The organism is Companilactobacillus insicii (assembly GCF_003946015.1).
In the GTDB taxonomy this organism is placed as follows: Bacteria; Bacillota; Bacilli; order Lactobacillales; family Lactobacillaceae; genus Companilactobacillus; species Companilactobacillus insicii.
In genome coordinates this window covers 1-13,340 of record NZ_RHNU01000013.1, presented here as the reverse complement: position 1 = coordinate 13,340, position 13,340 = coordinate 1, and the positions used below count along the sequence as shown (strand labels likewise).

The 13,340-nt window shown below is 34.9% G+C and carries 10 protein-coding genes; 8 read left to right on the top strand and 2 right to left on the bottom strand.

The features are described 5' to 3' along the window. Window positions 1–2 precede the first annotated feature (2 nt). Together cydD and cydC are read left to right on the top strand one after the other, a co-directional pair. Window positions 3–1,748, top strand: a complete 1,746-nt coding sequence (gene cydD / locus EKM79_RS05570; RefSeq protein WP_125566737.1) for a thiol reductant ABC exporter subunit CydD — start codon at window positions 3–5, stop codon at window positions 1,746–1,748. After that, window positions 1,735–3,474 (top strand): thiol reductant ABC exporter subunit CydC, encoded by a 1,740-nt coding sequence (gene cydC / locus EKM79_RS05565; protein WP_125566735.1) that lies wholly within the window; start codon window positions 1,735–1,737, stop codon window positions 3,472–3,474. Before cydD ends, cydC begins: the two co-directional genes overlap by 14 nt. A 359-nt stretch (window positions 3,475–3,833) precedes the next feature. Here the strand turns inward: cydC and EKM79_RS05560 are convergent, their stop codons facing one another. Next, entirely contained in the window at window positions 3,834–4,805 is a 972-nt protein-coding gene (locus EKM79_RS05560; protein WP_125566733.1) for a polyprenyl synthetase family protein, read from the bottom strand. 82 nt (window positions 4,806–4,887) lie between these two features. Here EKM79_RS05560 and EKM79_RS05555 point away from each other — a divergent pair, with 82 nt between their 5' ends. Next, the gene (locus EKM79_RS05555; protein WP_125566731.1) at window positions 4,888–5,802 is read left to right on the top strand and encodes a 1,4-dihydroxy-2-naphthoate polyprenyltransferase; all 915 of its coding nucleotides are present in this window, start codon (window positions 4,888–4,890) and stop codon (window positions 5,800–5,802) included. Here EKM79_RS05555 and EKM79_RS05550 read toward each other — a convergent pair. Beyond that, entirely contained in the window at window positions 5,799–6,992 is a 1,194-nt protein-coding gene (locus EKM79_RS05550) for an acetate/propionate family kinase (protein ID WP_125566729.1), read from the bottom strand. The two genes, EKM79_RS05555 and EKM79_RS05550, sit on opposite strands and share 4 nt — an antisense overlap. Before the next feature lie 138 nt (window positions 6,993–7,130). Here EKM79_RS05550 and EKM79_RS05545 point away from each other — a divergent pair, with 138 nt between their 5' ends. From EKM79_RS05545 to EKM79_RS05525, 5 genes are all read left to right on the top strand, one after another. Continuing rightward, complete coding sequence (locus EKM79_RS05545) at window positions 7,131–9,071, top strand: coiled-coil domain-containing protein (RefSeq protein ID WP_125566727.1); 1,941 nt, start codon at window positions 7,131–7,133, stop codon at window positions 9,069–9,071. Between the two features lie 74 nt (window positions 9,072–9,145). Next, the gene (locus tag EKM79_RS05540; protein ID WP_125566726.1) at window positions 9,146–10,078 is read left to right on the top strand and encodes a glycosyltransferase family 2 protein; all 933 of its coding nucleotides are present in this window, start codon (window positions 9,146–9,148) and stop codon (window positions 10,076–10,078) included. A gap of 121 nt (window positions 10,079–10,199) precedes the next feature. Beyond that, window positions 10,200–10,787 (top strand): TetR/AcrR family transcriptional regulator, encoded by a 588-nt coding sequence (locus tag EKM79_RS05535; protein WP_125566724.1) that lies wholly within the window; start codon window positions 10,200–10,202, stop codon window positions 10,785–10,787. Window positions 10,788–10,795: 8 nt separating this feature from the next. Continuing rightward, entirely contained in the window at window positions 10,796–11,944 is a 1,149-nt protein-coding gene (locus EKM79_RS05530; RefSeq protein WP_125566722.1) for a cation:proton antiporter, read from the top strand. Between the two features lie 87 nt (window positions 11,945–12,031). After that, window positions 12,032–13,219 carry an NAD(P)/FAD-dependent oxidoreductase gene (locus tag EKM79_RS05525; protein ID WP_125566720.1) on the top strand — a complete coding sequence of 396 codons (1,188 nt, stop codon included), beginning with the start codon at window positions 12,032–12,034 and terminating at the stop codon, window positions 13,217–13,219. The last annotated feature ends 121 nt before the right edge of the window (window positions 13,220–13,340 follow it).

The window sequence follows — 13,340 nt, the reverse complement described above, 5'->3', positions numbered from 1 at the left end:
AAATGATTGATAAGCGGTTATTCAGCTTACCAGGAACAAAGAAACTATTCATAATGCTTGCAGGACTAACCCTCTTGCAAGCATTTGCTATATTATTCCAAGGTAAGTTTTTAGCAGAAGCATTAGTAAATTCGTGGGAGCAAAAATCACTACAAACTATTATCCAACCAATGACGTTCTTCGCAGTAGCCTTTATTTTGCGTCATTGTTTCAATTGGGTAAACAATAAAATCGTCGAGAATTATGCAGAAAACACTTCAGAAGAAGTGCGTGCCCGCTTGTTAGACAAAGTATATACATCGGGACCTGCTATGATTTCAGCAGAAGGTACTGGTAATTTAGTAACCTCCTCATTAGACGGGATAGATTTAATTGAGAATTATTTCAAACTAATATTTACAAAACTGATGAACATGTCAATTATTCCACCAGTACTACTGGTCTATATTTACATGCAAAATCTTGCATCAGGTATTACGTTAACAGTTATCGTACCGTTAGTAATTTTATTCATGATTATTCTAGGATTAGCAGCTCAATCAAAAGCTGATGCACAATATCATCAATACACGATACTGTCTAATCACTTTTTAGACGCATTACGTGGATTACCAACACTTAAAATGCTTGGATTAAGTAAACGTTATGCAAAAAACATTTACACTGTCAGTGACGAATATCGCCGACGTACAATGAATACTTTGCGCATTGCTATTCTATCGACCTTTGCATTAGATTGGCTCACAACGCTAGGAATTGCCATTCTAGCCGTATTCTTGGGACTGGGACTAATAAATAATAGTTTTCCATTATTCCCTGCCCTAGTAACTTTAATATTAGCGCCAGAATACTTCCTACCATTGCGTGATTTCTCCAGTGATTATCACGCAACTCTAAATGGTAAAAATGCACTCAATGCCATTTTCAAAATTTTAGAGTACAACGATACTGCAGAAGATGACAACTTAGATAACTTCACTTGGGATAAAAATTCCGAAGTAGATGTTAAAAATCTAGTCTTCAATTACACTCGTGATCAAAGTAATGCTGATTCTAGTTTAGATATTGATAAATTAAAATTATCTGGCTATACAAAAATCGGTGTTATTGGGAAATCTGGTTCCGGTAAGACAACCTTAATTCGTGCGTTAGGAGGATTTTTAACTCCTGACTCAGGCGTTATAACGGTCAACGGTAAAAATTTAAATCATTTTAAACAAAGAGCTTGGCAAGATGAATTGACATTTCTACCGCAATCACCATATTTATTTGCCGGAACAATTGCCGACAATATTGCCTTCTATGCACCTCAGTCTACTGAAAAGCAAATCGAATCTGCAGCTGATAAGGCTGGTTTAACGGAATTCATCAGTAGTTTATCACTCGGTTATCAAACGATAATTGGAGAAGGTGGACGTGGTATATCCGGTGGTCAGCAACAACGTATCATGTTGGCTAGAGCATTTTTGGCCAATGACCGTCATATTTTGATATTCGATGAACCTACAGCTCATTTGGATATCGAAACCGAATATGCTTTGAAGGCTCCTATGAAGGAATTATTTAAAGATCATCTTGTAATATTTGCAACTCATAGATTACATTGGATAAAAGAAATGGATTACGTCATCGTTATGAATAATGGTCAAATTGCTGAACAAGGTACACCAGAAGAGCTTTCTAACCATAACGGTGCATATAAACAATTAATTTCTAATATGCGAGGTAATCAAAATGAACTTCTTTAAAACTTTTAAACACGATACTTGGGTCAAACCATATATCAAACAATACAAAGGTCTATTGATCACAGTTCTACTATTAGGATTAATAACAGCTATCTGTGCATCTGCTTTGATGTTCACTTCTGGTTACACAATTGATAAGGCTGCTACACACCCCGTCAATATATTGCTAATTTACGTGCCTATTTTGTTAACACGTGCCTTTGGTATTGGTCGTCCAACATTCAAATATATCGAAAGACTTAAGAGTCATAATTGGGTTCTAAGAGTAACCTCTAATCTAAGAACTCGTTTATACACGACACTAGAAAGTGATGCAGCATTCCTAAATGAACATCACAAAACTGGTGATATCATGGGACTACTATCAGAAGATATCAGTCACTTGCAAAACCTTTATTTGAGAACTGTATTTCCAACTGTTATTTCATACTTATTGGCTATCATCGGCTCACTAGTACTTGGTCTCTACAATCCAGCTTTTGGATTCTTCGTCTTTTTATTACTAGCAATCGAAGTATTAATTGTCCCACTTGCATCTGTAACGATTGAAAGTGCCAGACGTGAGCGTCAAAAGCAAATTAAAGCCGACCTATACACTAATCTTACAGATAATATTTTGGGAGCAGATGATTGGATCATTTCCGGTCGTCAAAAAGACTTCAAAAACTTATCTGCCAAGAATATTTCAGAATTAAACATTTCCAAAGATAAATCTAAATCTTTTCGCAGAAATCGTGATTTATTCCTACAACTGATTTTTGCTGGAATTGCTATTTGCTTTATTATCTTTACAAACTTGACCATGACTAATGGGCAAGAACAAGCAAATTTTGTTTCAGCTGTTGTATTGTGCCTATTCCCACTTTCTGAGACCTTTATTCCAGTCAGTCAAGGTTACGAAGAATGGCCTGAATATCGTGACTCAATCATTCGTTTAAATACTCTTAAACCAGTGGAAAATAATCTGCCAGAACAATTTGAACTTAATCCTAGTGATTTCAAGGATATTCAAATAAAAAATATCGATTTCGAGTACGATACTGACTCACCAGTCTTAATCAAGAATTTCTCACAAGAAATTAAAAAGGGACAAAAAATAGCCTTGTTAGGGCCTAGTGGTATCGGTAAAACAACGATTCTACAATTGATTTTGGGTGATTTGAAGCCACAAAATGGGAGTATCAAAGTAAATGGTCACGACATCCAAGAAATACAAGTACACCGTGAACAAATATTTTCTGTCTTAAACCAAAAACCATTCCTTTTCAATACTAGTATTATGAATAATGTTCGATTAGGTAATGAAAATAAAAGTGACTCTGAAGTAAAATCCGCCCTAGAAAAAGTTGGTCTCAAAGATCTTGTAGAGTCATTGCCCGATAAGTACAACACATTAGTAGGTGAAAATGGTTCCAATTTCTCTGGTGGTGAACAAGAACGGTTAGCTCTTGCTCGAATTCTTCTACAAGACGCCCCGGTGGTTTTACTAGATGAACCTACAGTAGGATTAGACCCAATAACTGAAAATGATTTATTATCTACATTTTTTGATGTTCTAAAAGACAAGACTATTATATGGGTTACTCATCATCTACAAGGCATTAATCATGTAGATCATGTAATCTTTATGAACTCTGAAAAAATCGAGATGCAAGGTTCTCCAAGTGAACTGTATCAAACAAATGAACACTTCAAGGAACTATACAAAATGGACCAAGGTCTCTAAACTTATAACGCCTAAGCAGGCGTTATTTTTTTATAAAAAAATACTCCTAATACTTTGATAATCTACAACAAATGTTGTACTATCTCTCAAAATAAAAAGTATCGGGGTGATCAAAATGTTTAAGTGGATAAATTATATTATTGCATTCATTATAGCTGCGGCTGTCCTAATTTGGTTCAGAATGCTTTATTCAGATAATCCATCATTAGATATATTTTCACTAGGCATCTTGTCCTTCGTCGCAACTTATCTAATTTTTAAATATAATCGAAAAACTATCTATAAGAAAAATTACAACAAAATGCAAAATAGATTAAAAAAATAAAGCATCATTAACCGTTATAACGGTTAATGATGCTTTATTTTATTCTATTCAATAACTTTCTAACAACTTTTTTTAACACTATCTTATTTTTACTATTCGGTAATAAATTAATCCGACGCAATGCATGTTGATTATAAGTTTTAGCAATGTCCTTAGCCTTATCCAAGTAGCCTTCTGACTCAACAATATCAGCTGCTTGTTGAATCTGCTCATTGGTTAGATCAGTTCCAGACAAAATTGAAATTAACTTCTGATTTTTATCTTGTAATCCCAAAATATAAGGCAATGTATAAACACCATTTTTTAAATCTTCAAAATTAGGTTTTCCAGTGGTTTGACTATCACCAAAATCCAAAATATCATCGATTATTTGAAATGACATTCCAATGTCATGGCCAATATTCTTACATATATGAACAATTCGATCATCAGCTTCACTAATAATTGCACCCATTTCAGTACTCAAACTAAACAGTTCGGACGTTTTACCACTTACTTCTCGAATGTACATCTTAGCAGTCGCATCAACATTATAATTGATGAGCATCTGATCTAATTCCCCAATTAAAATCTTCTTCATGCTCAAAGCATTCATCAAAATATTTTTTTGCTCTGGCGAATATCTAGAAATCATTTCAAAATACAATGTAAATAAGTAGTCCCCAGCATATATAGCGTTACGTTTTCCATAACGAGTATGAATAGTCGGTTTACCACGGCGTAGTGGTGAATCGTCAATCACATCATCGTGAATCAACGTGGCAACATGTAATAACTCCAAAGAAGCAGCTAGTGGTATTAGCTCTTTTTCAGATTTTTTTTCCGGACCAAATGCACTAAACAATAGAAAAAATGCTGGTCTAAGCATTTTCCCTTCTGAGGTCAAGTCAACTATCATCTGGCTGATCTCGTTATTTCTAATTTTTACACTGCTATGAATAAAAGCAGTTGTTTGATCTAATCTACTATCTATACTCGGATAGTCTTTCCAAATTGAATGCGCCATGAAATCCCTCTCACCCTATTACTTGTAGTGTAACTAAAACTAATTCTATAATATAGTTTATCAAATCCAAAGGAATGATTTTGTGAAACCATCTGTATTTTTTGAATTAGTCGAAATAAAAGCAAAAACTGCCAGTGTGTTTCCATTTTTAATGGGAACGTTGTATTCATACTATCACTGGCAGTCTATTAATGCTCTTGATTTAATTTTATTCTTCATCGCCATGTTTTTATTCAACATGGCTGTCGACATAAATGATAACTATTGGGACTACAAAAACGCCACTGGAGCTGAGAGTTTTCGCAGAAATACCAACGTTATCGGTGTTAATAATTTAAATATTCATCTAGTTGGATGGATTGACTTTGTCTTCACAGCTATTGCAGCACTGATCGGACTTATCATCGTCTATCGAACTGGATTACCATTATTATTTATGGGACTATTTTCGTTTGCTGTAGGATTCTTTTATGCTGGAGGCCCGCATCCAATAAACCGCGGACCCTTTGGTGAATTATTCTCCGGCTTCACAATGGGATTTATAATTTACTTAATCGCAATTTATATTAACGTTTTCGATGCACCAGCAGCAATTCTAGATTTCAAATTCTACGGTGATATTTTATTATCATCACTACTAACAGTATTCTCTATATCAAATCTCCTATTAGCTAATAACATCGCTGATGAGGATGAGGATAAGACATTAGGACGCAAGACGCTCGTTTACTATTTGGGTAGAGATAACTCTATTTTTATATTGAAATCATTATATGTACTTGGATACTTGGCTCTTACTTGTTCTGTAATTATTGGCGTATTACCTAAAGCCATGTTACTAACATTTTTAATTACACCTATCGTCTATAAAAATGCCAAAGCTTTCTGCGACGAACCAATCAAGAAGAAGACTTTTCCACTCATTATCAAGAACTTACTATTAATTACTTTGACTGAAGTCGTCACATTTTTCATCGGAGTTTTAATGCATTTTTAGTTTAATAGTTTTGCAAATCCGTAAGTATCTTGAGCAATCATCAACTCTTCATCTGTAGGCACTGTGTATGCAGCAATCTTGGAATCGTCTGTTGTAATACGGACTTCTTTTCCACGTAATTTGTTGTTTTCAGTGTCTATTTTTACGCCTAAATAACTGAATGCTTCAAGAATATCATGACGAACCTCAGGTGAGTTTTCACCAACACCCGCGGTAAAGGCTAAGACATCGACACCACCCATTTCAGCAATGTATGATCCAACATATTTGATAATACGATTGCGGAAAATCTGAAGTGCTAATTTAGCACGATCATTAGTATCTTCAGCGGCTTCAATATCACGCATATCGGCAGAAATACCAGAGATACCAAGTAATCCTGACTTATGATTTAAAATTTCAATCATGTCGTCAATATCAGTTAACCCTAATTTCTTCATCAAATATGGCAAAATCGAAACATCAATATCACCACTCCTAGTACTCATAGTAATACCTGCTAACGGAGTGAATCCCATGGAAATATCAAAGGCCTTACCATTCTTGATGGCGCTGATAGAAGCTCCACTACCTAAATGCATAACAATAACATTCTTATCATTAATTCCACCATCAACTAGTTCATTTAGACGTTGAGCAATGTAACGGTGACTAGTTCCATGTGCACCATAACGACGTGCCTTGAATTCTTTATAATCATTCAAATCAACACTATATAAGTAATTTACTTCCGGTATATCTGCAAAAAATGATGTATCAAAAACAGCTACTTGTATTGCCTTAGGAACCAATTTTTTGAAGACATCAATATAATAAGCTTCGATTTTATTATGCAATGGAGCATATTCCGATAATTGAAGAATCTTACTTAGGTTCTCTTCAGTAATGATTTCAGATTTTTTAAATTCTTCCCCACCTGCAACAACACGATGACCAAAAGCAACGATATCTTCAAAACGTTGAATAATATCCTTATCTTTTAGAGCATCAAGTACTAACAACACGGCAACTTCATTTGATTCAATTGCTTCTTCATGTTCAAATTTTTCACCGTTATACTTCAACTTAAATACTGATTTTGGTGAGCCTAAACGATCGATCATTCCTGAGGCAATTGTTTGTTTTTCCGGCATTTCGAACAGCTTCCATTTCAAAGTTGAACTTCCCGCATTTATAGCCATTATCTTCATACGTAAATCTCCCTTATTTTTGATGTTAACATTTAGCTCAAGTGGTACTTTAATAGGCTTCACAACAGCTTTACACCACTTTAAAAAAATGCTACTCTTTAGTAACTATTATAAGTCAACTTGTGGGGGAATTCATTCGTGAAATTTTTAGATATGTTACGCAAAATAGATGCAGAGCCAGAAAAGAGTGCTCCAAATACTGATACCGCTTCCTCCAAGGCGGCCCAAGAAGATTCGGCTGCCGACGAAAAAAATATAAATAATGATCAAAAAAGTGAAATTGTTGAACAAAAAGACAATGAAAAGGAACAACTTCCTGTAACAACTCATGACAAACGTGTCAATATTGAAGAGCAAATGGATCAACTATCACATCATTACGCTCAACTACGTAACGACCTCAAAACGAATCTTTTCTCAGAGAAAGATGAACATGAAACTAAAAAAGAAACATTAGATAATTACCTAGATACATTAAAACGTGATCAAAAAGAATCCAGCGAAAAGTTAGCTGATGTTAAGGCACAAAATGACGATGCTGAAACAGAACGACTAGCTGGTGTTCATGCCGATCAAAAAGAACAAAACGAATTACTCGAAGGATTCAAGTCTAAACAACAAGAATTATCAGATAAGATTTCTAATAATCAATCAAAATTGAGCAATGCACAGGATGAATTAACTAAGAACGAGCAAGCTGAAACCGACATGTCTTCTGCAATCAAGGAAGAAAAAGATCTCCAGAAGATGATGGTTCTAATGGAAGATCAAAAGAATTCTATTGATAAATTGTATCAAGAACGTGAAGGTATCCAGAAGAATATCGACGATATCAAAGCTACTATCGATTCACTTCAAAAAGAACTCGATGAGGCTAACAAGAATATCAATGATACAAGCTCTAACATTGATATGTTGAAGTCAAAAACCAATCAAATCGAAGACAAGATCAAAAACGACCGCAATTATCGTATTGAAACTAAAGCTGGGCTTGAAAGACACCTTCAAAGTCTTGATGATGAACGTGAAAAAATCGAATCTGAATTGGAAGAAGTTAATGGTAATATTGACTACCTTGAAAAGTACATCAAAGATGTCTTCCATTCAGCTTATTTAGTACGTGACGTTTATTTAGATAAAGACAAAGATTACTACGTTACAGCTGATGAGTTTGAAACAGAATCTCAACAACGCGACGTTTTCGACACAATTCAATTCCTCGAATCAAAACTACAAAAGCCTGTTACGTTGGTTTCTACATTTTATAACAACCACTTGAATGAATTAGTCGACCACAATGCAAAGACAGCTAAAGTGCATATTCCAAATGTTGTCAGTCTATTTGATCAACTACAAGCAAGCCCTAACCCAACGGACAAGACCGTTACAATCCCTGAAAATGACGGTTGGGTAACTAGAACTGACGTCAAATCACACGACACAGTCATTTACGACCAAAGTAACACACTATTGATGACCGTTGAATATGACAATATCAACGATGACAAAAAGATAGATCGTATTAATTACTACAAGAATGATCAAGTCGTTAAAGCAAATATTTATAACGCCGATGGCCAACTATCATCAGTTCAAAATTTCAATAAAGAAAAAGTTCTTACAGAACAAAACTTCTATCGCACAGATGGATCTATTGTTTTAACAATTATCTTTGAAGATAACAAACCTACTAGTTACCAATTATTTGATAAGAATGGCTTATTAGAACACGACTTTAATAGCAAGGCTGAACTTATTACTTGGTGGTTAGAAAGTATCTCTCCTGATACACAAAATGCCATCTTTGTAGGTAGTTCTGACGATCAACTATATCAATTAGTTATTAAAGAAAATAAATTAGACCATGATCAAACAATTTCACTATTACAAAATGTATCTGAAAATATCGATGATGTAATTAAATTGTTGGACAAAAATCAAGACATTACTAACATTCTTGTTCAATACAGCAAAGATTTACATGCAATCGAAAGTGAAACAAATCGCGATATCAGTGTAAGTGTTATTAGAACTTCTAACAGTAGTAACCTTGCATTACCTGAATCACTAGAAATATAATAGTATTTATGATGGGTACTCATCTGTTTGAGTATCTTTTTTTTGAATTAAAATTAGGAAAGTGACTAACAAATATGAAAACCATATCCGTAATTGTGCCCTGTTATAACGAAGAGGAAACAATTAACTTGTACTACGACGCTATGACTAAGGTAAAAGAAGACAGTACTAAATTCAAATTTGAATACTGGTTTGTGGACGATGGATCAAAGGATAGGACTTATCCTGTACTCAAGGAATTGCAAGCTGCTCATCCTGACGAGGTACACTATATTACCTTCTCCAGAAACTTCGGTAAAGAATCTGCTTTATATGCCGGTCTTAATGCTGTAACTGGCGACTATGTTGCTGTTATGGATGTGGACTTACAAGATCCTCCTGAAATGTTAGAGAAAATGTTCGACTTACTAGAAACTGATGAATACGACTGTGTTGGTACAGCTAGAATGGATCGTGAAGGTGAAAATCCGATTATTTCCTTCTTCTCAAATTCATTCTATGGTGTAATCAATAAAATGTCGCAAACTAAGATCATTCCAGGCGCTCGTGATTATCGACTTATGACACGCCAAATGGTTGACGCTATCCTCTCAATGACTGAGTATAATCGTTTCTCCAAGGGAATCTTTAGCTGGGTTGGCTTCAGAACTAAATACATCCCTTACAAGAACCGAGAACGTGTGGCCGGAACTACTTCTTGGAACTTCTGGAAATTACTTAAATACGCCATTACGGGCATAATTGACTTCACAGAGAAACCACTGATGTTTGCTACTTGGATGGGAATATTCTTCTCTGTTGTATCTGTTTTTGCAATCATTGGTATTATAATACGTAAATTAATTTATCCATTAAGCAGTGTTACTGGATGGGCATCAATGGTTTCAATAATTCTTCTGATTGGTGGTATTCAACTATTAAGTATTGGTATTTTAGGTGAATACATTGGAAAAATTTTCTTAGAGGTTAAAAAACGTCCAATTTATATCATAAGAGAGAAAAAATAAAGGCCAATTTTGAGGTCTTTATTTTTTTATCGAAATATATTCTTATCAAATGATAAATGGCATATAAACTTAGTAACAATAGGCTATAATAGAATCAACGAACAAGAGGACGGATAAAAAAATGAACTCACGTGATAAACAGGCGGAAAATACCAAGAATGCAATCTTGCGAGTAGCCGCAAAGGACTTTTTATCTCAAGGATATCAAGCCACATCTACTAGAAAAATTGCTCAAGAGTTAAATATCACTCAGCCCAATATGTACCACTACTATAAGAATAAAAAAGTCTTATACGTTAAGGCTATTGAGCACGAAGTCGGCGGCTTCAGTGAAAAACTCTATGAAGAATACAATCAAAACAAGGACCTTCCATTTGACGAAATGCTTACCACCATTTCAACATTTATGGTAGAAAATTTTAAGCTTAACTTTTTTATGTTAAGACATGATTTAGATACAGTTTTTACCGACGAAGAAAAGAAAGAAATTAGTAAAAACTGGGATGGAGGATATTACAAAGTTCTTTTTAATATCTTTCAAGCTCATAAAGACGAGCTTAGAACTGACTTATCAATTCCCGTACAAGTTGGAACTTTTTTGACAATGCTAGTACCATATATTGAATACAGCGAAGCTCGTCGTAAACGTAATATCGCTAATCTCAATACTATGATCAAAATATTTATTCATGGTATAAAAAAAGAATAGGAGAAATAATGGAATTTATAACCCTTTTGGCTTTAATGCTTTTCCTTACATTAATTGTTAGTCACATCTTCAATAAGCTAAATTTACCAGCTGTGATTGGGCAGCTGATACTTGGAGTAATCCTAGGGCGTGGCTTATTGAATATCGTTAAACCAACAGATGAACTACAATTATTCGCTGATATTGGTGTAATTATACTGATGTTCATAGCTGGATTAGAGAGTGACTTGAAATTATTGCGAAAGCATTTAGGACCCAGTATTACAGTGGCCATCTTCGGGGTTATTCTACCAGTAGTATTGACATTACTAACTGCATTAGTCTTTAGAATAAATCTTCGCGAAAGTATTTTTATTTCAGTAGTATTCGCAGCTACTTCAGTCTCTATCTCAGTTGAAGTTCTCAAAAGCTTGAATTATTTATCAAGTACTGCTGGTACAGTAATTCTAGGAGCTGCCGTAGCAGATGATATTTTAGCGATTTCTATCCTAAGTGTTATGTCAGGAACATTAACAGGACACTTTTCAATTAAAAAGATTGCCATGTTGCTGGTTCTTTGGATTTTATTCGTAGTTGTTACTTATGTTTCTTACCGCTGGATCGTTCCAGGGCTAATGCATTTAGCTAGCTATCTTGAAGCCACACATGCTCCAACAATAACCGCACTGGTTGTTTGTTTACTGTTTGCTTACTTTGCAGACTGGACACAATTAGATTCTGTCTTAGGAGCATTTGTAGCAGGAATCGCTATTTCTAATTCTTCAAATTACAATACGAAAATAAATCAAAACATCGAGATCATCGGATATTCTATATTTATACCGGTTTTCTTTATAAGTATTGGTTTAAACTTAGAATTTGATAGTTTAATTAATGATTTTTGGTTAATTCTGCTATTCACTATTACCGGAATCGTTGGTAAACTTATTGGTGCAGGATTCGGAGCAAAGATCTCCGGATTCGACATGAAAGATTCATACGTTATCGGTTCAGGGATGATTTCTCGTGGTGAAATGGCACTAATTGTCGCTCAAGTAGGATTCAGTGTTCATCTGTTATCAAAAGAATATTACTCATCAGTTATTATCAGTATTATATTGATTACGATACTAGCACCATTCTTCTTGAAACACTCTATCAGCAAAAACCCAATATAATCTTATCAGTACCACATATTTGATAAAAAGATATATAATGGTAGCGTAAACAATTTTTCAATCAATTATATGAAGGAGAAGGTTAATATGGCACATATTTTAGTATTAGGCGCTGGATACGGTGGGTTAACGGCCGCTCGTGACCTTGCCAAAACGACACCAGCAGGAACACAAATCGATTTAGTAGATAAAAATGCATTGCACGTTGAAAAAACTGGATTACACATGATTGCAGCAGGAACAACAAGAGCAGATGCTGTTAGCTTTGATATTCGTTCTGTTCTTCCTTCAAACGTCAACTTCATTCAAGCTACGGTTAAGAACCTTGATCTCGACAACAAGACAGTTGAATTCGAAGATCACGACGATATTACATATGATTATATCGTCGTAGCTCTTGGCTTCCGTTCTGAAGACTTTGGCCTAGAAGGTGCTAGCGATAACGCCCTCATCCTCCAAGACTTAGATACAGCGAAAAATATATATAAGACAATGAACGAAAATATTGCTAACTACAAAGAATCTCAAGACCCAGCTGACTTAAGTATTGTTGTTTGTGGTGCTGGATTCACAGGTATCGAAATCCTTGGTGAATTAGTTGATACTGTTAAGATTCTTAAAGCAAAATACGGTGTCCCTGAAATTAAAGTAACTTGCCTAGAAATGGCAACAAGAATTCTTCCAATGTTCGATGAAAATCTTGCTAGTTACGCTGTTTCATACCTTGAAAAGAACGGTATCAAACTTCTAACTGGTGCTAAAATCACAAAAATCGAACCAAAGGCTGTCGTATACATGGATGGCGATACAGAGAAAAAGGTCGAAGGAAGCACAATTCTTTGGACTGTTGGTGTTAGTGGTAGTGATGTTATCAAAGATTCAGGTATCGAAGCTAGAAGAAACCGTGTTATGACAACATCATTCCTTAACCTAGAAGAACACCCTGAAGCATTCTTCATAGGTGATGACTCAGCTATGATTCCAGAAGGAGCAGAACGTCCACTACCAACAACTGGTCAACTTGCTTCAGCTGAAGGTGTATCAGTAGCAAATAACATTGGTGCTGCATTAAATGGTAAAGAATTAAAACCATTCGTATACAAATCAATGGGTACTGTTGCATCACTTGGTCAAAACCATGGTATTGCTGAAATATTAAGCAAGGGTTACAAATTCAAGGGTCACACAGCTTCACTTATCAAACATCTATCAGGTGACAGAAGTTTGATGGAAGTTGCTGGACTTAAGACTGCCTTTAGGAAGGGTACAATTTAATTCATAAATAGACAAAGACCTCATTTTGAGGTCTTTTTTTGTACGACGAATTTACAATTGAAGTGCAACATCAGTTTTAGAATATAAAAGAAGACTCATAGCCTGAGACCTTGTAAAATGG

Excerpts from the sequence above, each read along its gene's own strand:
- cydD (WP_125566737.1), top strand. The coding sequence starts at position 3 with ATGATTGATAAGCGGTTATTCAGCTTACCAGGAACAAAGAAACTATTC.
- cydC (WP_125566735.1), top strand. The coding sequence starts at position 1,735 with ATGAACTTCTTTAAAACTTTTAAACACGATACTTGGGTCAAACCATAT.
- EKM79_RS05560 (WP_125566733.1), bottom strand. The coding sequence starts at position 4,805 with ATGGCGCATTCAATTTGGAAAGACTATCCGAGTATAGATAGTAGATTA.
- EKM79_RS05550 (WP_125566729.1), bottom strand. The coding sequence starts at position 6,992 with ATGAAGATAATGGCTATAAATGCGGGAAGTTCAACTTTGAAATGGAAG.
- EKM79_RS05540 (WP_125566726.1), top strand. The coding sequence starts at position 9,146 with ATGAAAACCATATCCGTAATTGTGCCCTGTTATAACGAAGAGGAAACA.
- EKM79_RS05535 (WP_125566724.1), top strand. The coding sequence starts at position 10,200 with ATGAACTCACGTGATAAACAGGCGGAAAATACCAAGAATGCAATCTTG.
- EKM79_RS05530 (WP_125566722.1), top strand. The coding sequence starts at position 10,796 with ATGGAATTTATAACCCTTTTGGCTTTAATGCTTTTCCTTACATTAATT.
- EKM79_RS05525 (WP_125566720.1), top strand. The coding sequence starts at position 12,032 with ATGGCACATATTTTAGTATTAGGCGCTGGATACGGTGGGTTAACGGCC.